This window comes from Paraburkholderia sp. WS6, assembly GCF_030464835.1.
Classification (GTDB): domain Bacteria; phylum Pseudomonadota; class Gammaproteobacteria; order Burkholderiales; family Burkholderiaceae; genus Paraburkholderia; species Paraburkholderia madseniana.
In genome coordinates, this window is record NZ_JALQCK010000046.1 from 1 (window position 1) to 22,118 (window position 22,118).

General features: G+C 60.5%; 18 protein-coding genes. 6 read left to right on the top strand and 12 right to left on the bottom strand.

Annotated elements, in window-relative coordinates:
• Window positions 1–139: 139 nt before the first annotated feature.
• On the bottom strand, window positions 140–445 hold the full coding sequence (locus tag M0D64_RS36690; protein WP_154567610.1) for a single-stranded DNA-binding protein: 306 nt from the start codon (window positions 443–445) through the stop codon (window positions 140–142).
• 150 nt (window positions 446–595) lie between these two features.
• Complete coding sequence (locus tag M0D64_RS36695; protein WP_266261317.1) at window positions 596–1,504, bottom strand: LysR family transcriptional regulator; 909 nt, start codon at window positions 1,502–1,504, stop codon at window positions 596–598.
• A gap of 154 nt (window positions 1,505–1,658) precedes the next feature.
• Here M0D64_RS36695 and M0D64_RS36700 point away from each other — a divergent pair, with 154 nt between their 5' ends.
• On the top strand, window positions 1,659–2,402 hold the full coding sequence (locus M0D64_RS36700; RefSeq protein ID WP_266261318.1) for an SDR family oxidoreductase: 744 nt from the start codon (window positions 1,659–1,661) through the stop codon (window positions 2,400–2,402).
• A gap of 87 nt (window positions 2,403–2,489) precedes the next feature.
• Window positions 2,490–3,302, top strand: coding sequence for an SDR family NAD(P)-dependent oxidoreductase (locus M0D64_RS36705; protein WP_266261319.1), 813 nt, complete (start codon window positions 2,490–2,492; stop codon window positions 3,300–3,302).
• Here M0D64_RS36705 and M0D64_RS36710 read toward each other — a convergent pair.
• The 3 genes from M0D64_RS36710 to M0D64_RS36720 all read right to left on the bottom strand — a co-directional run bounded on the left by M0D64_RS36710 (window position 3,299) and on the right by M0D64_RS36720 (window position 6,976).
• Complete coding sequence (locus M0D64_RS36710) at window positions 3,299–4,324, bottom strand: aldo/keto reductase (protein ID WP_266261320.1); 1,026 nt, start codon at window positions 4,322–4,324, stop codon at window positions 3,299–3,301. The genes M0D64_RS36705 and M0D64_RS36710 overlap by 4 nt on opposite strands.
• Window positions 4,325–4,363: 39 nt before the next feature.
• On the bottom strand, window positions 4,364–6,094 hold the full coding sequence (locus tag M0D64_RS36715) for a tetratricopeptide repeat-containing glycosyltransferase family protein (protein WP_266261321.1): 1,731 nt from the start codon (window positions 6,092–6,094) through the stop codon (window positions 4,364–4,366).
• A gap of 333 nt (window positions 6,095–6,427) precedes the next feature.
• On the bottom strand, window positions 6,428–6,976 hold the full coding sequence (locus M0D64_RS36720) for a DUF4142 domain-containing protein (RefSeq protein WP_266241387.1): 549 nt from the start codon (window positions 6,974–6,976) through the stop codon (window positions 6,428–6,430).
• A 403-nt stretch (window positions 6,977–7,379) separates the two neighbouring features.
• Between M0D64_RS36720 and M0D64_RS36725 the strand changes: the two genes are divergently transcribed.
• Together M0D64_RS36725 and M0D64_RS36730 are read left to right on the top strand one after the other, a co-directional pair.
• On the top strand, window positions 7,380–8,357 hold the full coding sequence (locus M0D64_RS36725) for a chemotaxis protein (protein WP_266261322.1): 978 nt from the start codon (window positions 7,380–7,382) through the stop codon (window positions 8,355–8,357).
• A gap of 845 nt (window positions 8,358–9,202) precedes the next feature.
• The gene (locus tag M0D64_RS36730) at window positions 9,203–9,982 is read left to right on the top strand and encodes a hypothetical protein (RefSeq protein ID WP_266261323.1); all 780 of its coding nucleotides are present in this window, start codon (window positions 9,203–9,205) and stop codon (window positions 9,980–9,982) included.
• Between the two features lie 24 nt (window positions 9,983–10,006).
• On the opposite strand, the gene M0D64_RS36735 is transcribed toward M0D64_RS36730, so the two are convergent.
• Window positions 10,007–11,116, bottom strand: coding sequence for an asparaginase (locus M0D64_RS36735; RefSeq protein WP_266261324.1), 1,110 nt, complete (start codon window positions 11,114–11,116; stop codon window positions 10,007–10,009).
• Between the two features lie 148 nt (window positions 11,117–11,264).
• The gene (locus tag M0D64_RS36740; protein ID WP_266261325.1) at window positions 11,265–12,185 is read right to left on the bottom strand and encodes a LysR family transcriptional regulator; all 921 of its coding nucleotides are present in this window, start codon (window positions 12,183–12,185) and stop codon (window positions 11,265–11,267) included.
• A 124-nt stretch (window positions 12,186–12,309) separates the two neighbouring features.
• Here M0D64_RS36740 and M0D64_RS36745 point away from each other — a divergent pair, with 124 nt between their 5' ends.
• Window positions 12,310–13,221 carry a DMT family transporter gene (locus M0D64_RS36745; protein ID WP_266261326.1) on the top strand — a complete coding sequence of 304 codons (912 nt, stop codon included), beginning with the start codon at window positions 12,310–12,312 and terminating at the stop codon, window positions 13,219–13,221.
• A gap of 45 nt (window positions 13,222–13,266) precedes the next feature.
• Here M0D64_RS36745 and M0D64_RS36750 read toward each other — a convergent pair whose 3' ends face one another.
• The 4 genes from M0D64_RS36750 to M0D64_RS36765 all read right to left on the bottom strand — a co-directional run bounded on the left by M0D64_RS36750 (window position 13,267) and on the right by M0D64_RS36765 (window position 18,418).
• Entirely contained in the window at window positions 13,267–14,514 is a 1,248-nt protein-coding gene (locus M0D64_RS36750; RefSeq protein ID WP_266261327.1) for an amidohydrolase family protein, read from the bottom strand.
• A gap of 62 nt (window positions 14,515–14,576) precedes the next feature.
• On the bottom strand, window positions 14,577–15,884 hold the full coding sequence (locus tag M0D64_RS36755) for an MFS transporter (RefSeq protein WP_266261328.1): 1,308 nt from the start codon (window positions 15,882–15,884) through the stop codon (window positions 14,577–14,579).
• 204 nt (window positions 15,885–16,088) lie between these two features.
• Complete coding sequence (locus M0D64_RS36760; protein ID WP_154565550.1) at window positions 16,089–17,045, bottom strand: LysR substrate-binding domain-containing protein; 957 nt, start codon at window positions 17,043–17,045, stop codon at window positions 16,089–16,091.
• Window positions 17,046–17,155: 110 nt separating this feature from the next.
• Window positions 17,156–18,418, bottom strand: coding sequence for an MFS transporter (locus tag M0D64_RS36765; protein ID WP_266261329.1), 1,263 nt, complete (start codon window positions 18,416–18,418; stop codon window positions 17,156–17,158).
• Window positions 18,419–18,663: 245 nt separating this feature from the next.
• Here M0D64_RS36765 and M0D64_RS36770 point away from each other — a divergent pair, with 245 nt between their 5' ends.
• Window positions 18,664–20,688: an acyltransferase family protein gene (locus tag M0D64_RS36770; protein WP_266261330.1), complete on the top strand. Its 2,025-nt coding sequence runs from the start codon at window positions 18,664–18,666 to the stop codon at window positions 20,686–20,688.
• Between the two features lie 197 nt (window positions 20,689–20,885).
• Here the strand turns inward: M0D64_RS36770 and M0D64_RS36775 are convergent, their stop codons facing one another.
• Entirely contained in the window at window positions 20,886–22,112 is a 1,227-nt protein-coding gene (locus tag M0D64_RS36775; protein ID WP_266261331.1) for a glycosyltransferase, read from the bottom strand.
• Between the last annotated feature and the right edge of the window lie 6 nt (window positions 22,113–22,118).

The window sequence follows — 22,118 nt, forward strand, 5'->3', positions numbered from 1 at the left end:
TACTTCTCTTTGCAGCCGGCAAAGAGAAGTAGGTGCCGCCCCGCACAGGGGCAACACTAATAGACCACTAACAATTCAAGGAAAGGCCAAAGCCCCAGGAACACGGACAAGAAGCGCCGCGCAGGCAACAAAAAAACCATTACCCTTCCCGCAAATACCCCACAAGCACCTTATGTGCAACCATATCCACAGCAGGCTTAATCAACCCATTCTTGTCAGTCCAAACCTTCGGCGTCAACGCGCCACTCAACGCGACACTATCTGCGTCAGACAGAGCAAGCAACGCAGTCTGCACATCATCATCAAACGCAATCACGTTGACGAAAATCGTATCGCCGTCATTGGTGGTCGCGCGGACCTTGCAGGTCACAAAGCGCTTACCATTCTGCCCCGTGCGGATCTGCGCCTCGCCGTACAAGCGCCCGCCCACCAGTCCATCGATCATCGCCCTGCTCCTGTTATTCCATCCCGTGCAAAATGCAATATCGCTCAGCACGCCCCGTATGATCCCACGATACGCAGCGCGGCTTACGCAAAAGCACGGACTGCTCGGACCATATGCCAATCGCCGCGCGCACGCGCTGAACTCACACGTTTACGGTGAACCCGTCTGCGCCCCCGCCGCCTCGAAAATATCGCGCAACCATTGCGCAAACACCCGCACCCGCGACGACAACTGGCGATTCTGCGGATACAGCACCGAAACCGGCATCGGCGGCGGCGGAAAGTCCGCGAGAATGATCTTCAGCCGACCCGACGCCAGTTCACTCGCCACACGGTATTGCGGCACTTGCACGATGCCGAGCCCGGCCACCGCCGAGCCTGTGTAGAGATCGGCGCCGGTCACCGATACCGTCGACGGCAGGTACGTGGCGGTATCCCGGCCGTCGATTCTGAATTCGAGCGGCACCGGCTTGCCGGTCGCGCTGGACAGATAATTGACCGCCCGATGCGTAGACAAAGCCGCCGGATCGGCCGGCTCGCCATACGCCTCCAGATAAGTCGGACTCGCCACTGTCACTTGCGGTAACTGCGCCACGCGCCGCCCCACCATCGACGAATCCTGCAGATTGCCCGCCCGCAACACGCAATCGATCCCCTCCCGCACCAGATCGACCAGCCGGTCGTCCTCGCCGATCGTCAACTCAATGTCGGGAAACCGCGCGAGAAACGCCGGCAGCGCCGGCACGACGAAGTGCCGGGCCAAGGTGCCCTGCAGATTCACGCGCAATAGGCCCTTCGGCGCGATGTTGGAAAACGAGCCCTCCGCCTCCTCCATATCGGCAATCAGCCGCACGCAGCGCCGGTAGTACGCCTCGCCGTCATGCGTGAGGCGGACCGAGCGCGTGGTGCGTTCGAGAAGCCGCGCGCCGAGCCGCTGCTCCATGCGCTTCATCAGGTTGGTGACGGTGGCGCGCGGAATCTGCAGATCGTCCGAAGCGCGCGTAAAGCTTTGCCGCTCGGCGATCCGGATGAACACCCGCATTTCCTCGAAACGATCCATGGTTGATGCCTTTGTGCCTGGCCGGCGATCCGGCCGTTCGTCGGTCAATTATTGAAGTAAATGGAATTATTATCGCAATTTTAACCCAATTATCTCTGCCACGAAAGCGACCATGATTCGTTTCACCAACTCACCACACAGAAGGAAACGAATCATGAACACGATCAAGAACGCACAAGTCGCCATCGTTACCGGCGCATCCCGTGGCATCGGCGCAGCGGTTGCACAACGCCTCGCCAAGGACGGCTTTGCGGTTGCCGTCAACTATGCATCGAGCTCGTCGGAAGCCGATGCGCTGGTCGCGGAACTCACGGCGGCAGGCACCAAGGCCATCGCAGTGAAGGCCGATGTGTCGAACGCCGACGACGTGCGTCGCATGTTCGAAACCACCGAACAGCAACTCGGCAAAGTGGACGTGCTGGTCAACAACGCCGGCGTGCTGAAGACAGTGCCGCTCGCCGACACCAGCGACGCGCTGTACGATCAGACCTTCGACATCAACGTGCGCGGCACCTTCAACACGCTGCGCGAAGCGGCCGCACGGATGAACAACGGCGGACGCATCGTCAACTTTTCGAGCACGACGCTGGCGCTGAACATGCCGGGCTACGCGATCTACAACGGCACCAAGGCCGCCGTCGAAGCCTTCACGCATGTGTTCGCCAAGGAACTGCGCGGCCGCAACATCACCGTCAACGCGGTGGCGCCAGGCCCGATCGCGACCTCGCTGTTCCTCGACGGCAAGACCGAAGAACAGATCCAGACCTTCGCGAAGATGCCGCCGCTGCAACGCCTCGGCCAGCCGGACGACATCGCCTCGATAGTGTCCTTCCTCGCCGGCCCGGATGCAGGCTGGGTCAATGGCCAGATCCTGCGCGCCAACGGCGGCGTGGCCTAACCCACTTAATCCAGCTTGAAAACACGTAAAGCGCCTCTCTGACAGCACCTTTACGTCGCATCACTTTCATCGAATCGGAGAAGAAAAATGCAGAAGAACGTCATTCTGGTGACGGGTGCGGGTACGGGCATCGGCAAGCTCACCGCGCAATCCTTGGCCGAAGCCGGCCATATCGTCTACGCGACGATGCGCGATGTCGAAGGACGCAACAAGCCGCGTGCCGACGAAATGCGGGCGCTCGCCCAAGCGAAGGACATCCAGTTGCATCCGCTCGAACTCGACGTGTTGTCGCAAGAATCCGCCGATGCCGCCGCCGCGACGATCGTCCGAGAGCAAGGACGGCTCGACGTGGTGATGCAGAACGCGGGACATCTGGTGGTCGGCCCGACAGAAGCGTTCACACCCGAAGAAATGGTGAAGGTGTTCGACACCAACCTGTTCGGCGCGCAGCGCGTGAACCGTGCGGTGCTGCCGTATCTGCGCCAGCAGGAAGCGGGCTTGATGTTGTGGATCAGCAGCACGACGACCAAGGGCGGTTTTCCTCCCTTCCTCGGCCCTTACGGTGCGGCCAAGGCGGCGATGGACTCTCTGGCGGTCACCCTCGCCTACGAAATCGCGCGCTTCGGTATCGAAACCTCGATCGTGGTGCCGGGCGCGTTCACTCGCGGCACCGCACACTTCCCTAGCGCCGGCAAACCAGCCGATGCCAAACGCGCTGCTGCGTATGCACGTTATGACGGCGTGATGGATCAGAGCGGCGAGCGACGCTTGCGATGCGCGACAACAACCTCAGTCGCCGCTATTACAGCGAACTGTTCGCCGCTCCGGCAGAACTCATTAAATAGCCGTCGAGCCGGAGCGCGTGGTTACACCGTGAAAAAGCCAAAGACGCGTGCTTAAACCGCCTTCGGATTACGCTCGGCAAATCCTTCCTGATGCCAGTACGGATACGCGGGACGTACAGCGCTGGCAGCGTCGAGTTTCGCCACCTGGTCGGGTGTCAGATTCCAACCCACCGCGCCAAGGTTCTGCCGCAACTGTTCTTCGTTACGCGCACCGATCAGCACTGTCGATACAGTAGGCCGCTGCAGCAGCCAGTTCAGCGCGATTTGCGGCACGGTCTTGCCGGTTTCGGCCGCAACCTCGTCGATTGCATCGAGCACGCGGAACAGGTACTCCTCCGGCACCGGCGGCCCCATGTCAGAGGTTTTGTGCAGACGGCTCGTTTCCGGCAACGGCTGACCGCGCTTGATCTTGCCGGTGAGACGTCCCCAACCGAGCGGACTCCACACCACCGCACCCACGCCTTGATCGACGCCGAGCGGCATCAACTCCCACTCGTAATCGCGACCGATCAGCGAATAGTAAGTCTGATTCGCGACATAGCGCGGATAGCCGTAACGATCAGCGGTGTCCTGCGATTTCATCAGATGCCAGCCGGAAAAATTCGACACGCCGGTGTAGCGGATCTTGCCGGCGCGCACGAGATCGTCGAGCGTCGACATGACTTCGGCGATAGGCGTCTTCGCGTCGAAACCGTGCAACTGGAACAGATCGATGTAATCGGTTTGCAGACGTTTGAGCGCTGCGTCCACCGCCTGAATCAGATGAAAGCGCGATGAGCCGACATTGTTCGGACCGTCGTCGAAACGGAAAGTCGCTTTGGTCGAAATGATCGCTTTATCGCGCTTGCCCTTGAGCGCTTCGCCGAGCACCGACTCGGAAGCGCCGCTCGAATAGATGTCGGCACTGTCGAACATCGTGACGCCCGCATCGAAACAGATGTCGAGCAAGCGACGCGCCTCAGCAACGTCGGTGGCGCCCCACGCCTGGAAAAATTCGCCCTTGCCGCCGAATGTGCCCGTGCCGAAACTCAGTACCGGCACCTTGAAACCAGATGCACCCAGATGTCTGTATTCCATTGATGATTCTCCGTGTCCTAGCCGTCCATAAACGGACGTTCAGTCTACGCGCGTCTCGGCAAACGTGCCGCCGAACCCGGCCAACGCGTCACGCGCGCTTCGAATCACGCTGCCCCAATCGCCCAATGTCGGCTGCCGGAACAATCTCGCTTGCGCATACCACGGTGTATCGGTGCGTTCCAGCATCCAGCGCCAGCAGGTGTCGAAGCGGTTCAGAATCCATACCGGCTTGTCCAGCGCTCCGGCCAGATGCGCGGTTGAGGTGTCCACCGATATCACCATGTCGAGGTTCGCCACCAGCGCGGCCGTGTCAGCGAAGTCCTCGAGCTCTTCAGTGTAGTCAATGACGTTAGGGTGTGAATCGTTGCGCGGCAACTGAAGCGCAGACGGTCCCTTTTGCAGACTGAAGAACTGCACGTTCGGCACATCAAGAATCGGTGCGAGCCGCTCGAACGTAATCGAACGGCGCGCGTCGTTCTTGCGGAGTTCGGCGACATGCGGCCGGTTTCCGCCAGCCCACACGAGTCCGACTTTCAGGCGCCCTTCTGCTTGTGCAGCGATACGTTCGTGCCATTCACGCGTTGCTTGCGGGTCGGCGAACAGATAAGGCGTCTTTGACGGAATGCTCGCGAGATCGGTCCTGAACGCGAGCGGCAGACTCAGCAATGGGCAGTGACAATCGAACGGCGGTAGTGCCTCGCCCGCGTCGATCAATTGATCCACTCCGTCGAGCGTGGACATTAGCCGTATCAACTCACCCGGCACTTCCAGCACGACTTTCGCGCCGAGCTTCGACACCATCCCGGCATACCGGCAAAACTGCAGCGTGTCGCCGAGACCCTGCTCGGCGTGAAGCAGAATCGTTTTACCGTCGATCGAAAAATCGCCCAGCCAAAGCGGTTGCGCAAAGGTGCGCCTGCCTGCTTTGATCCGGCTACGCTCCCAGCGCCATTCGTATTCCTTCCATCCCGCTTCTAGCTGCCCCAGTTGCAGCAGACACAACGACTGGTTCCAATGCGTCTCGGCAGCGACGGGATTGACGGCCAGTGCGCGTTCGTAGCTCTGCAACGCTTGCGCGTGCTCACCGAGATCGACCTGGGTCAGGCCAAGGTTGTTCCAGGCATCGGCAAATGCAGGCGCGAGTTCGAGCGCGCGCTGATAGCTTTGCCGCGCCTCGTCCGCCTGATTCAGATCGCTGAGCGCATTACCGCGATTGCTCCACGCGTCGGGGTAGGTCGGCTGCAATGCGAGCGCGTGATCGCAGCTTGCGAGAGCATCGGCGGGACGGCCCAGATCGCGCAGCACGCAGGCGCGATTGTTCCAGGCTTGCGCGAAATCCGGCATCAAGGCAATTGCGCGGTCAAAGCTGCTGAGCGCTTCGAGCGGCAAGTTCAGGCCGGCTTGCGCGTTGCCGCGATTGTTCAGTGCGTCCGGGAATTTCGATTGCAATGCGATCGCGCGATTGGCGCTCACGAGTGCTTCGTCGAAACGTTGCAAGGCATTGAGCGCATAGGCGAGATTCGAATGGATGGGCGCCTGTTTGGCATTGATGGCGAGCGCCTTGTTGAGGAACTCGATGCCCTCCTCGACACGACCCGCCTGCAGCGCGAGCGAGCCCAACAATTGCAGCGCCTCGAAATGGCGTGGCTTGAGTTCGAGAATCTCACGGTAGAGTTCTTCGGCCTCGGCGAATGCGCCGTTCTGCTGAAGCGCGACGGCTTGGCGAAGCATATGGTCCAACTGTTGCGGGAGATTGGCAGGCTTGCTCATGAGGTGAGCTTTGATGGAATGCGTGTGGAATCGGGAAACCGCTTTCAAGCTTCCTGAGTCGCGGCGGAAGCCACGCGGGTCAGGCCTGAAAGAACGAAGCCGATTATCGCCGAAAAGAACGCGTTTGGACTGCTGTGTGCAAGCGGCCTTGGATGCGCGCGAGCGAGAGGGAGGGCTGCTGGTTTTGGAGGCGGTTTTGGAGGCGTCTTTTTTAGACGTATTTTTAAGCGTTCTTTTGAGGCGTTTTTCTATGCCGCCTGGTGGCGCGCGTCACGCCGCAACGTGACGCGCGCCTTGATGCGTGGACTGTGCCGGGTGTGTCTAGTGTCCGGCTTACTGGGCAGTCAGATGCTTACGCTTGGCGAGCTCCTGAGCCATCGCGTAGTGCTCCTGGATGGTCGGCAGCGCCTTTTTCGCTGCGTCCTTCAGTTGTTCGTCGCGGCCCGAAGCGATTTCCGCCTGGAAGGCCGACAGCGCTTTCTGTTCGCCGGCGAGTGCGACCTGCTCGATGTAGGTCTTGTCGAAGTCGGCGCCGCGCAGGTTATTGATGCTCGCGAGCACCGCCGGGTCCGGATCGTTCTTCGGCACGTCGACGCCACGCGGGCTGGCGGCGCGCAGCGCGTCGGAGATTTTCGCGTTGTCGTTCGACACGCGTTCTGCGAATGCCTTCACGTCCCGGTCGGTGGAGCGCGAAGTGGCGATGCGTGCGGCATCGCGTTGCGTGGAGACAGCCTTGGTGGCGTCGGTGATGAAGGCCTGGTCGGCGGCATGAATGCGAACGGCATCCGGCGCGGCCGCGGTCTGAGCACTGGCCGCGGTAGCGACGACCATAAGGCTGGCCATGCAGGCACTGGTGATGGCGGCGAGAGGCAAGCGGATCATACGTTCTCCTTGGAGTGGAAGCGAAACGACGGCGATGCGAGTGCGCCTTGGCCATTGCACGCGATTGCATTGATACCTTGCAAGTCGCTTGCGACTGGCTAACGGCGCCGCGCTCTTATCGCTGTGCATTCTAGGAGGCGCATCACCCAGCATGTGAAACCATGCTGTCGCTTCTGTAACGTTAGGTAACCTTCATACGAATTTCCTGCTTTTGCTGTAGAGCCGCCGGCCTCTTCCTGCCCTGAATAGCGGCCGGGGGTTAACCAGAAAGCATCGGCAAACCGCCTGAATTCACTGAACTTTCCTGCTGCTGCGCCGATAACAGAAAGGTAGGGCACGCGCCGGGGCCGAACGAACGGTATGCATGGCGCACCACTCGCACCGCAATCCCTGGAGAGATTCGATGGCAGTAGATCACCGCGCGAACGACGAACGCAGCAATCTGACGAGTTCCAATAAATTCGAGTTGTTGCTGTATCGGCTGGGTTCGGTTCCCGGCAGCGACGCGCATGAGCTCTACGGCATCAACGTCTTCAAGGTGCGTGAAATCTCGACGATGCCGCCGGTGACGCCGATTGCGGGTTCTTCGCCGTTCGTGATGGGCGCGGTGGACATTCGCGGCCAGATTATTCCCGTGATCGACTTGCCGCGCCTGATGGGCTGCGAGCCGACGCGCGGCTTGAACATTTTGCTGGTGACGGAATTCGCGCGTTCGACGCAGGCTTTTGCAGTCGAGGAAGTGGACGACATCGTGCGGCTTGAGTGGAATCAGGTGCTCTCCGCTGAAGGCGCGGCCGGTGGCAATCTGGTGACGAGCATTGCACGTATCGACGGCAACACGGGCGACTCGCGGCTCGCCCAGGTGATCGACGTGGAGCAGGTGTTGCGCGACGTGTTTCCGTCACAGCATCCGAGCGTCGACCCGACCTCTGTGGGTGAGGCGCTTGGCATCCGCCCCGGCGCGAAGATTCTCGCCGCTGACGATTCCGGTTTTGCGCGCAAGCTGATCGAGCAGGCGTTGAGCGCGATCGGCGCGGACTACGTGATGACCAAGACTGGCGAGGAGGCATGGAATACGTTGCAGCAGGTCGCGCGTGAAGCGCAGGCTAATGGTACGCGGGTGAAGGACAGTATCGCGCTGGTGTTGACCGATCTCGAGATGCCGGAGATGGACGGGTTCATGTTGACCCGTCAGATCAAGGCTGATGAGCGGACTCGGGATATTCCGGTGATTATTCATTCTTCTTTGACGGGTGCGGCCAATGAGGCGCATGTGAAGAATGCCGGGGCGAATGGGTATGTGGCTAAGTTTGCAGCCGCTGAGCTGGCTAATGCTATTCGTAATGCACTAGGGGCGTCTGCGGCGGAGGGGGTTGTTTGAAGGTTTGCGGGTTGTTTGCCTTTTGCGGCGCTTGTTGTCAGTGTTCTTAGGGCTTTGGCCTTTCCTTGAATTGCTAGTGGTCTATTAGCGTTGCCCCTGTGCGGGGCGGCACCTACTTTTCTTTGCAGGCCGCAAAGAGAAGTAGGCAAAAGAAAGCGGCTCAAACCGCTACTGCTAAGCGGGTCCCGTGGTTTGCAAACGGTAGTGGTGCATCTGGAATCTGGGTTCGTGCACCTGCATACGCCAGTGACAAGGGCGTCATACTTCCGGCGGCGCTGCGCGCGCCGAAGAGCCGTTCATAAAACCGATCGCTACGTTTTGGCGCTCACGCCTCGCCAGCGGGTCGTGACTCGTTATCGCACAGCCATATCATTTGAGGCGGGGTTCCGCGGAGAGTGCAAAGGCGCCTCGCCGAGGCGAAGCCGACGGCCCCCACAGACCTCAACCGAAGCCCCTGGTTTCCCATGCAGACCCGTCCGCGACGCACGCAGTGCGGAGTGGGAGCTGATGAGTCCTTTGTCACTCACGCGGAATGTGAGAGAACACGGATTCCAGATGCACCACTACCCGCAGCAGACCACGGTGCTCACTTAGTAGTAGCGGTTTGAGCTGCTTTCTCTTGCCTACTTCTCTTTGCAGCCGGCAAAGAGAAGTAGGTGCCGCCCCGCACAGGGGCAACGCTAATAGACCACTAGCAATGCAAGGAAAGGCACCAAAGCCAGATCAAGGAAAGGCCAAAGCCCTAAGAACACGGCCAACAAGCACCCCGCAGGGAAAAAAACCATAAACCCCAATTTCTATGTGACCATACCCAAACCCCAACCCGCACGGAGTGCAACAAAAAAATGCAACACCCTGACCCACTCCACCCCCTGCGCCCCTTCCTGAAAAACTTCGTGTGGGAACACGGCCACATCGGCACTCGCTACCTCAACTGCGCCACCGGCGAAATCAGCTTCGATGACGGCAAAAAATCCCGCTTCGCAGCAGAAAAATACCTCTACGTCCCGCTCGACAAAGACACCACCGACGACCCGCTAGCCACCGGCCCCGCAACCCAGGACGCTGCCCTCGCGCGCTTCCTCCGCGCCGCGCAACTCGGCAAACCTGAAGAAGCCGGCTCCGCCGCGGAAGTCCAACGCGCCGTTCACGATTGCCTCGACCTGGCAATCTTCAGCGCCTACCAGCACGACGCGCTGCAAGCAGTCGACCACTACACGCAGGAAGCAATGTTCGACGACGAAATCCGCGCGGCGCTCGTCGACGATATTCGCCGGGTCTACACACCCATGCGCGAACAATTAGCGCTCTATGACTTCACCGTGCTACACGGTCTACCCACGCCGCTTCTCTTCAGCGATTCACCCTTCATCGACTGGCGCGTGCGCGTCAAGCCGGCCATGCCGTTCGTCTCGCTGCCCCTCGGTCCCTACGCATTGCTGGTCGGCACGCCGTCAGGAAGAACCAGTCGCGCCGCACCCGTCGCGTGGAAAACGGCCGTGTCGATGGGCGTGCTAAAAGATCACAATCGCCTGATGGCCGAGCGCGCCCGTCTGTGGATCGTAGCCACCAGCGACGATCAACTGCTGGCCATACAAGATCGCTTCAAGAAAGACGACGCGTAACCGGCCACAGCACTCCGCACACCTTCACGCCTCGCGGTGTGAATGCGCTTCAAGCGCAAGCGAAAATGCCAGATGGCCGATTTCGATGCCCATGGTGTTGATCATCCGCGGTGCGTGAAACGCGCCCAGTTGCGCACGTTGCTCAGGGCTGCCGATATCAAGCCGCGCGAGCAGTTCAGCAACGATTGCGTACAGCAAGCTGATGTTGCCGTCCTCCACCTTCACCGCAATCCCGAGTGCACCGTTGGCCCCAAGCCGCTCAGTCTGCCGGGAAGCCCGCACGCCGATTGCGTAGCTGCCGTCTGCGCCGACCTTGCCGATCAGCGTGCCATCGAACGCCCGCATCAAGGCGGTACAGAAGCGCCCCTCACCTGCCACCCACTCCGGATGCCCGGCCATCGCACGATAGATGCGTGCGAGCGCAACGGTGCGTGGCGAAATGGAAGAAGCAATGGACGAAGAAGCCGCAGAGGAAGCCGAAACCTCGTCCTCCGCAGCCGCGAGCTTCGCGAACAGTCGGGCGAGTCGGTCAAGAGCGAACGCCGGCGTCGGCAGATTGCAACCGTCAATCGACCATTGCACCGCGTCGTCCGGCAAGTCGCATACCTCGGCGACGGTATGCTTCACGCGCACCTGTAGCGGATGCTCTGGCAGTTCATAACCCCGTATCGCCGCGCCGATCGAACGCGCCCCGGCCAGCATGCCGGCGTGCTTGCCCGAACAATTGCTGCACACCGCGTCCGGTTTGAAATCGCGCTTCAGCCAGTCGATGTACACGGCGTCGGACAGCGGGGGATGGCCTCCGCAACGCAGATCGGCTTCGCTGACCTGCGCCTTGGCCAGCATCTGCCTCGTCCGTTCGATGTGGCGCGGCTCGCTGCTGTGCGACGCGCACATGAGTGCGAGATCCGTTTCGTCGAAACCGAACCGCTCGAGTGCGCCAGTCTCGACTACCGCCAAAGCTTGTGCCGGTTTTGCCGCGGAGCGTGCCAGCGTGATGCGCGACGGATCACCGAATGAGTACAGCAGGCGGCCGTCGGCCTGAACCACGGCGACATGGGCGATATGTGTGTTCTCGATCGCTTCGCCGCGATAGACAGTCGCCGCAATCGGCCCGGTTTCACGCAAGCTCATGTTCGTTCTCCTCCTGATCGCGTCCGTCGTCGCGATCGTTATCAATCGTGGTGAAGCGAGCGATTCTACGTTCGTCTTTCGCGCAATCCAAATCGCCGCTGGTCGGCCAAGACATGCAAGCGATTCGCACGACGCGGCGGACCACCGCTTAAGCCGCTTCGCGAATATGCTCGACAAGATAGTCGATCAGCGCCCTCACCTTCGGCGGCAAGAAGCGGTTCGGCGGATATAACAGCCACACCGACCCCACGTAAGCGCGCGCTTCGAGATTCCAGTCAGGCAGCACCCGCACGAGTTCGCCACTGAGCAATGCATCGGTGGCGGCAAACTCAGGCAGGTTCGCGATGCCGAAATCCTGCTGCGCGGCTTCGAGTCGCGCGCCGGCATGATTGGCGATGTAACGCCCTTTCACGTCGACAGTTTGCGTCTCCGTGCCACGGCGAAAGCGCCAGCGGTTGTCGTCGGCGGTTTCGCCGAGGTAGATGCAATCGTGCTTGAGGAGATCGCGCGGTTGCGCCGGCGTGCCGTGCTTTCGCAAATATGCCGGCGATGCACCCAGCAGCCAGCGCACGTCCCCAAGCCTGCGTCCCGCGAGCCCTTGTGGGGGATGCTCGGTCAGACGGATCACCAGATCGACATCGTCGGCGAGCGGGTCGACGTCGTGGTCGGTGAACAGCAGTTGCAGGTCGACTTCATCGTAGGCGCGCAGAAAGCCGGGAATCAGCGGATGAATCACGGTCTTAGCGAACGCGGTGGGCGCGCTCACGCGCACTTTGCCTTGCGGCCGTGCGGCCAGTTGCCCGGCGGCATCAACCGCGCCCGAGGCGGCGCTCACCATGTCGCGGCAAAAACGCGCCACCTGCGCCCCGGATTCCGTGACCCGCACCGTGCGCGTGGACCGTTCGAGCAGGCGTGTCGCCAATGCGTCCTCGAGCCGTTTGATCTGACGGCTGACCGTGGACGGCGTACTGCCGAGCTGACGTGCGGCGACCGAAAAATTGCCGGCATCGACGACGCGCGCGAAAACCGCCATGTCCGGCAGCAACGCAAAAAGATCGGTTGGGTTCATCGTCGGGCGCTCGTGGAGTTTGAGCCGATTAATGCATTTGAAACATAAATGCTATGCGCAGCGACCCGATTATCGCCTTCCAAGCAAAGTTCGACAATACGCGCTCATCTGCCCGAGGTCCGCCATGTCGAAACAAGAACGCCTGCTACTGCTCTCCGATCTGATGCTGCTCGCGGTCGCCGTGGTGTGGGGCACCAGTTACGGCGTCGTCAAAAGCGCCCTGGCGTTCTATCCGGTTCTAGGTCTGCTCGCGATCCGCTTCGGCATCACCTTCGTGATCCTGTCGCCCACCTTGCGTCATTTGCGCGCCGCCGATGTCCGCACGCTGCGCGGTGTGCTGATCGCGGGCGCGTTGCTGCTCGGTATCTTTCTCTGCGAAACCTTCGGCATTCTGCTGACGCGCGCGGCCAATGCGGCGTTCCTGATCAGCCTGTGCGTGGTGATGACGCCGCTCGTCGAATGGTGGCTGCTCAAGCGCAGGCCGACTCGCATTGAATGGGCGGCGGTCGCGCTTTCGTTGTTCGGCGCCTGGCTGCTGGCGGGGGATGGCGCGCTGAGTTTCAATCCCGGCGACGCGCTGATTCTGCTCGCCGCACTGCTGCGCGCGCTGAACGTGTGTGTGACTAAACGCGTGATGCGCGACTCCGCGTTGCCGCCTTTGTCGGTGACGGCAGTTCAGTCGGGCGTGGTGGCATTTGGCAGCGCAGCGGTGTCGGTGCTGTTTGTGCCGCAACAGTGGCAACCGGTGCCGTCGCTTGCTGGGCACGCCGTGTTCTGGGGTTACATCGGCTATCTGGTGATCGCTTGTACGTTGTTCGCCTTCTTCGCACAGAACTTTGCGATCAAACGCAGTAGCCCAACGCGCGTGTCGTTGCTGATGGGCAGCGAACCCGCCTTCGGCGCGCTGTTTGCGTGCGTCTGGTTAGGTGAACGGATTTCAACGGCGGCATGGATCGGCGGTGCGTTGATCGTTGCAGCATCGATTCTCGCGACGGTGCGATGGACCGCCTTGCGTGTGAGCGCGGCGGAGGCTTAGAGATTTTCCGAGGCCCGCTCCGATCGCTGCACACGCACCTTCCGATTAGCGCGACGCGACCGTGCCCCGCTCGCTCACCACCTCGCCATGCTGCAAGACATACGCGAGGCGCTCGCCCTGCCCGGTCAACACGCCGATATCCTTGAGCGGATTGCCGTCGACCACCAGTATGTCGGCAATTGCCCCTGCTTTGATGACACCGAGCTTGCCGCTGCGATCGACGATCTCGGCAGCGATCGTGGTGGCCGAACGCAATGCTTCCAGATTGCCGAGCACCTCGGCGCGGATGCGCAATTCGTCGCTCTGGAACGTATGCATTTCGCCGAGCAGGTCCGAACCGAATCCCATCGGCACACCGGCATTTGCATAGATTTGCAGCGAGTCGCGCCCCGCTTGCCGCACGGTCTCAACCTTCGCAATCGAATCGGCGGGTAAGCCGTAATCGGCGCCGTGTTTGGCCAACGCATCGTAAGTGACCAGCGTGGGCACGACGAATGCGCCGTGCTCGCGCATCAGTTTTGCGGCCGCTTCGTCGACCAGATTGCCGTGCTCGATCGTGCGCACGCCACAGCGAATCGCACGTGAAATCGCGCGGCCTGTGTACGCGTGCGCCATCACGTACGTGTTGGCTGCCTCCGCTTCGGCGACGATCGCGCGGATTTCGTCCTCGGAGTATTGCGTGTTGCTGATCGGATCGGTCGGCGAAGCGACGCCGCCGGAGGCCATGATCTTGATCTGCGTCGCGCCCTTCTGAATCTCTTCACGCACGGCAAGCCGCACCGCATCGACACCGTCGACCACTCGCGCAATCGCCCCGGCACGAAAGGCGCATGAACAGGGTTCGAGTATGTCACCACGCGGACGGAAATCGCCGTGACCGCCGGTTTGCGACAACGCCTTGCCGGACGGGAAAATACGCGGCCCCGGAATCAACCCGCTCTCCAGCGCTTGCGTCAAACCCCAATCTGCGCCGCCCGCGTCACGCACCGTCGTAAAGCCGCGGCCGAGCATCGCCTTCAGGATCGGCAGCGCGCGAATCGCGGTGAGGATATTCGGCTGCGTCGCATTCACACCGAGGTTCGCGCGTGAAGCCAGAACGTGCACGTGACAATCGATCAGGCCGGGCATCACCGTCTTGCCGCGTGCGTCGATCACGCGTGCATTCGGCAGGTCGACAGGACGATCGGTGACTTCGACGATGCGGCCGTTTTCGATCACGACGTGATGATGTTCAAGCAACGCACCCTGGGCCAGATCGAGTACGTTACCGCCGCTGATTACCGTAATGCTCATTGATATCTTCCTGACTGGGTAAAGGAATCCGTCCGGCTTTTGTTAGCCGGACGCGTTGCCTCTCAGGCGTGGCTACGGTGCGGATCGCGCACATAGAACGTGCCGACGAGGCTGATGGTCGCGGCGATCATCACGTAAATTGCGGGCGCCATATTGCTGCCCGTCGACGCAATCAGCCACGTGATGAAGAACGGCGCGAAGCCACCGAAAATCGTCACCGCGAAGTTGTACGCAACGGAGAGGCCCGTCGACAACACCTTGGTCGGGAACAGCTCGGAGAAAGCCGCGAGAATCGAACCGGTGTAGGTGGCGATCAGCAGGCCGAACACGCCCTGAAACACCATCAACGAAGCGAGCCCAGGCGCACGGTTGATGTAAGCGAACATCGGCCATGCAAGCAGCAGGATCAATACCGCTGCGCCGGACAGGAAGCGGCGGCGGCCGAAGCGGTCAGCGAGCTTGCCGACCACCGGCGAGAAACACATGATCATCACGCCACCGAACATGCCGGCACGAAAGCCCATCGATTGCGGCAGATGCAGCGTGCGCACCGAATACGTCGGCATATAGAACAGCAGCACGTAAGTGCACACCGTCCACAGAATCACCATCGAAAAGCTCGCAAACGTCTCACGCGGAAAGCGGCGGAACACTTCCGCCAGCGGCGAATCGCTTTTGGCCTCTTCCGTTACGGCGCTAAACGCCGGTGTTTCGTCCATGCGGCTACGAATGAAATAACCGACCGGTCCGATCAGAATGCCGATCAGGAACGGCATTCTCCAGCCCCACGAATGCAGCGCATCGGCGCTCAGACTCGACGTCACGAAGGTGCCGACCCCGGCGCCCAGCAGCACGGCAAAGCCGATGCTCGACTGAATCCAGCTCGAATAGAATGCGCGCTTGCCCGCCGGCGCATATTCGGTAAGAAACGCGGTGGCGGTGCCCATTTCACCGCCGGCCGAAAAACCTTGCAGCAAGCGGGCGACCACGATCAGCACCGGCGCACACAGACCGATCTGGTCATAGGTCGGCGCGAGACCGATGAGCGCAGTGCCGCCCGCCATCAGCAGAATGGTCAGCGAGAGCGCCGCTTTTCGTCCGACTTTATCCGCGTACACGCCGAGCACCATGCCGCCCACCGGCCGCATGAAAAAGCCCACGCCGAACGTCGCGACAGCAAGCAGCAACGAGGTGAGTTCATTGCCGGTCGGAAAGAACAGCTTGGCGATGATCACCGCGAAAAAACTATAGACGGTGAAGTCGAACCACTCGAGCCCGTTACCGAGCACAGTGGCGATAATGGCGCGGCGCCGCTGCTGCGCGAGCGAATCCACGGATATCGCGACGTTGGATGAAAGCGTTCCTTGCATGGTCTCTTTCCTCATCAGGCTGCTTGTGCGGCTAGTCGTGAAGCCGCTGCGTGGCTACGGGTTCGGCGAGCGTTTGCCAGCAAGGCGGCGTGTCGGAATCGAGCGGCGCCTTTGCATGCATAAAGCCGATCGTAGAGAGACCTGATTTGTTTTCGAAACGAAAGATTCGCATGCACGCATGCGCGTGGCGCATGCGAAATGCAGTCAGGCTGCGGGCGCGTTGCTCGTCTCCGCGGGTGTTTGCCCAGCCGTTTGCCCGCTTGTCTGCGCCTCTGCCTGCTCGAAAAGCCAGCGCGTAAAGAGGCGCGCCGCCTGGTTCTCCGCGCGGTCGTTCGGCGATACGACGTAGTACCCGCCACCGTGGCTCGCCGATGCTCGCGTGGCGCGCACCAGCAGCCCCTCGTTCAGACACGCATCGATCATGTGACGCCAGCCGAGCACGACGCCCTGGCCTAGAATCGCCATCTGCACGAGTTGCGGATAATGATTGACGACGACCGACTGCGGAGACGCAGGCATCTGCACATTGTTGAGACGGAACCATTCGGGCCACGACATCCATTGCCGCTGACCGTCTTCCTGCATCAGCAATGTTTCATGCACGAGATCGGCTGGCTCCAGCACGCGGCCGGCGAGATATCCGGGTGAACATACCGGGTACACGTCTTCGTCGAAAATGCGGCGGGCGGTGAAATGCGGCTCGGCACGCTGCCTGATGTAGTACATACCCACGTCGAATTCCGCGGGCGACAACGATGCGAGCCCGTCGCGCACGATCATCCGGATCTTCACGTTCGGATGGGCCGCGCGAAACGCACCCAGGCGCGGCGTAAGCCACAACACCGCCACGCCCGACGAACACGCGATCGTCAACTCCAGGTCGCCGTATCGCTTCATTACATCGAGCGTCGCTTCCGAGCAATTGGCGAGGAGCCACTGCACATGCTTGGCGTAACGTTCGCCTGCGATCGTCAACCGTAGGGCGCGATGCTCGCGCACGAAGAGCGAGCGGCCGAGGAAGTCTTCGAGTTGCGCGATCTGGCGGCTGACCGCGCTTTGCGTCAGATGCAGTTCCACGGCCGCTTTAGTGAAGCTGGCATGGCGCACGGCCGATTCGAATGCGATCAGACATTGAAGCGGGGGTAAAGGGGCGATCCGCATGATGAGGGTGGCCGAGTGAGGTTGCCATCATCATAGCGGGTCGAAGCACGCGTCAATTCATGCGTGCGATGTAGCGTGTAACTGCGCGGCTTCGGCCTTCAGCGCCACGATCAATGACTTGGCGCCAACGCCTCTTCCCGCTCCAGCGAGCGTGTGTGCTTGAGTTCCGGGAAAAATCGCATCCACAGCAGCGCGACGGCGATCGTTGCGATGCCGCCCACCAGCACGGCCGGTTGCGCGCCCCACCACCCTGCCGTCACACCGGATTCGAATTCACCCAGTTGATTCGACGTCCCGATGAAAAGCGAATTGACTGCGCTGACACGACCCAGCATTTCGTCCGGCGTGCGCAGTTGCACGAGCGACAGGCGCACCACCACACTGATGGTGTCCGATGCGCCCAGCACCATGAGCGCGAAGAGCGACAGGAAGAATTGATGCGACACACCGAAGACCACAGTCGCCGCACCAAACGCAATCACGCCGCCGAACATCGCAGCGCCGGGCCGGTTGCGTAGCGGGAAATGCGCGAGCCAGATGGTGCCCGCAAGCGCGCCGATGGCGGTGCCTGAGCGCAACAGGCCGAGACCGAGCGGCCCCGTGTGCAGGATATCGCGCGCAAAAACCGGCAGCAGCGCTGTCGCGCCACCGAACAGCACGGCGAACAGATCGAGCGATAGTGCGCCAAGTATCACGGGCTCCTTGCGGATGAAAGCGATACCCGAGAACACTGACTCGAGTGTTACCGGCGCGCGGCTCGCCAACTTGGCCTGCAACGGAATGGCCCACACAGTGGCAGCAGCGGCCGCGAACGACAGCGTGCACGCGAGGTAGGCCACGCCCGGACCGATCCCGTACAGCAGGCCGCCCAATGCTGGACCTGCGATCTGGGCGGTTTGATTCGCGGAGGTGGCCCATGCCGTCGCTTTGGGCAATTGCCCGCGTGGCACGACGCCCGGCAACAGCGATGCAACCGCAGGCGACTCGAAGGCGCGGGCTGCGCCCACGCATGCGGCCAGAACGTAGATAATCGGTGCGCTGATCCAGCCACCGAAGGTGCCGAAGGCAAATAGCAATGCAGCGACGCTTTCGAGGCTTTGACAGATGGCCGCAATCCGGCGACGGTCGTAACGGTCGGCGACGTGACCGACTACAAGCGTCAGCACGAACATCGGCAGAAATTGGGCGAGGCCGACGAGGCCCAGTGCGAAGGCGCTATGCGTGAGTGCGTAGATGTGCCAACCCATGGCCACGGCGAGCATCTGGAACGACAGCGATGAGAGGATACGGGTACACCAGAAACGTTGGAATGCGGGGTATTTTGGCAAACTGAAGCTAGGGTCGCCGGCGGGGTCGGCTGGGGGTATGGGCATTAGTGTCTTGCTCTCTACTAGGCTGGCTGGGGCGGCAGGTAGTTTAGAGCAAGTTTGTTTATTTTATTTTTATGCATACGCGAGGCCTTTATGGGCTCTGCGTTCGGCTTTCGGGCGCGATCTGGACGTTCGATCCCGTGCACGAGTTATCATCTCGACCCTAGAGCGAATCGTCTAAGGTGATTCGTAATCCACTCGTAAGAAGCGTCTCTTGCACGCACGTATAACAACGCAAAATTACCGCTATGCGACAAGCGCTGCCAATTCAAATACAGCATTTCTCCCAGCGCTACCGCCCGTATATCGACGGTCTTCGGGCCATCGCCGTGTTTGCCGTGATTTTCTGTCATGCCGGCTTCAGCGGATTCAGCGGTGGATTTATCGGGGTCGACGTGTTTTTTACAATCTCCGGATTCGTAGTGGGAACGTCGATTCTCGGCGACTTGTCGCGTGGCACGTTCTCGCTCGCTGACTTTTACGCGAGACGCGCAAAGCGCCTCGCACCCGCGCTTTACGTGATGCTCGCGGCGATTTTTGTTTTCAGCATCCTGTTTTCATTCCCCGAAGACAGCTTTCAGCTCACTAAAAACATACTCGCTGTCGCGACAATGACATCGAATATCTTTTTATCGAAACAAACGGGCTATTTCGATGCGGCTGCGTCGGACCAGCCCCTGCTTCATACCTGGTCGCTATCCGTCGAAGAGCAGTTCTATCTTTGCCTTCCGATATTTCTCGCGTTGCTCTACCGGAAACGCAGAAGCTGGATCGTTCCGTCGCTCTGGCTCGTCACGGTCGTTTCGTTCGTCTGGGCGGTGCTTGCATTCCGGCATGGCGCGGCGTCAACCTATTACTTCGCGCACCTGCGCGCTTTCGAATTCCTGCTCGGCACATGGCTTGCGACGATCCAGGTCAATCGGCAGGTTTCGCGGTCCGCTGTTTTCGACGTGCTCACGCTGGTCGGCGTAGCGATTGTCCTCGCCGGCATTTTCGGTGTCAGTCGGACCTCGCAGTTTCCCGGCATGGGCGCCCTCGTCCCCTGCGGCGGCACGATGCTCATCATCGCCGCGGGCCGGCACTCGCGGGTCGCCGACGGGTTGATAGGCAACCGGGCGATGGTGCTGACCGGGAAAATCTCTTATCCGCTATACCTGTGGCACTGGCCGGTATTTTTTGCGCTGCGTCGACTCGACCTCGCCACGCCGCGAAACTACATGCTGGCAATCGGTGGGACCTATGTCCTTTCCTGGCTGACGTACCGCTATCTTGAGCAACGTGTCCGCGAATCGAAGCTTTCGACCCGATCGGCGATTCTTTACCTGCTGGCCGCACCGCTCTTGATCGCGGGTGCACTTGCGGCGACCGGCAAGCTCACGAATGGCTTCCTGTTTGCGTATCCCGCGAAGATCCGAAGCGACGTTCATTGGTCAGGCGATGCGTTGTTCGATATGCCCCGGGGTAAAGTGTGCTGGTCCAAGGTGGACGTCACCGAGGAGTCGGCCTGTCACCTCGGCGCGGCTGCCTCAACGAACAAAGCGATCTTGTGGGGCGATTCGCATGCCTATCACCTAATCTATTTCTTCGATCAACTGGGCAAGCAATACGATCTCCAGATTCACGACGTCGCGCTGACGCTGTGTCCACCGATCGAGCGTGAGCCCGCGCTTCCGGGCGATCCCACCTTGACGGAAGATCACCTGAAATGTGTCGCGCACGACAAGGCGGTCATGTCATACGTAATGTCACGGCCCGACATCAAAACGGTGTTTATGGCGGCGGCCTGGCAAAACTATCAAAACCTCTCAGTCAATCGCGATTCCGGTCCGAATGGCCACGGATTCACGCCATATCAATTTGACGCCGAACTCGCTTCGACGATCGGCAAGCTGACCGAGGCCGGCAAGCACGTCATCCTGATGGACGACGTACCGACGATCCCTACGAACCTGATCAACTGCGACTTCAAGAACGACCTGTTTATCCCTATCCACAAACAGGCGTGTGAGTTCAACGTGTCGAGAGCGACGGATGAACATGCACCTGTTGCGGCCATGCTTGAGAAACTGCGATCACAGTACCCCCAGGTCGACATTGTCCATACGCACGATGTGCCTTGTTCGGATACAAAGTGCACGCTCGATTTTGACGGACTCCCGATCTACCGGTACGACGACTATCACCACCTGAGCGTGGCTGGCAGCACGCTGCTGTACCCGCAATATCTGAAGAGACATCCCGGCGAACTGGACAAGATCCTGCGCTACAAATAAACGCGACACCGGCAAACTGAGTTTTGGCCGCAACCAGTTTGCCGATCTTACTGGTTGAGACGCCGCTCGGTGCGCTGGACGGGCGGGCAGATATAACCTGAAAATGGGCATTCGCGGGGTCGACTACGCTGACACCAGGTACGCAGCCCACCGAAGTTTCCAGCAGGACCGGGATAAGCATTCAATCTCCAGGTCACCTACGCTGCCCCCACTGCCTCGAGAAACGACAGCAGCCTACGATTGCTCTCCTCGATACCGTAATGGTCCGCCCGTGTCCGAGCCTTAACGGCCAATGCCTCACGAGGCCCGATGTCCGTCAATAGCCGTTCCATCGCATCTGCCATCGCACGGATATCGCCCACCGGCACGAGAGTGCCCGCTTTCCCACCATCGAGAATCTCGCGCGGCCCGGTTGGGCAATCGGTCGCAACAATTGCCTTGCCGATTGCCAAGGCTTCCAGCAACACCATCGGCATTCCTTCGTATTTGGAACTCAGGACCAGTAACGAGGCGCGCGCCACGATGGGGTGTGGATTGTCCTGATGGCCCACGAAATGCACCCGTTCACGTACATCCAGTTCGCGCGCGAGGTTCTGCAGTTCCTCGCGATATGCGCCGTTTCCGACGATAACAAGGTGCTCCTCAACGGTACCTCGCCGCGCCAGTTCGGCATACGCGCGCAATAGCGTTCGATGATCTTTCTGTACTTCATCGAGACGCGCGACGGAAACGATGTAGGGTGCGCCATTGGGTGTCAACTGAATGTCGTCGTGGCACGCTGAGGCGCGCTCGCGGATCGATTCGATATCGATGGCGTTCGGCAAGACAATTACTCTCTCCAGCTTCCCCTCGAAAATCCGCACCGCCTCGTCAGCCATATGTTGGTTCAACGCGGCAACGCCGTGATAGCGCCGGTACTGGGTTAGCAGACGCTGGATCTTGCGGGGCCTGCCGCCGAGACGCGCGTCGAAGCTGAAGTGATTGACGCCCAGCCACGCAACGTCGAAGCGGCCGGACAGCCGACGCAAAGACATGTCGAAATCGACGATAACGTCCACGTCACGCGCAAGCTGCGCCGCCCGCTTTGCCACATGCGGCCGAACCGCCAACGTGTTGTGGACGTCACGCGCGATACGCCCCAATTTGCCGAGACGCCGCTCGTATCGCTTCGACTGGAAATACTTGAGCCACGGACGATCCACAAGGACCTCCACGTCCACATCGGGCGGAATCAGCACGCGAAAGCGATTTTCCCATGCCGGCGACGTGTGCATCACAGACAGCGAGACTTTGAAGCGGGTTCGATCAAGAATCCTCAGCCACTGGATCAGCGAAGATTCAATACCGCCGTCGTTGAAATCCGTGATGTGGAAAAGGACACGGATACGTCCGTCGTTTCTCGATTGAGACTTGTTATTGAACATAAACTT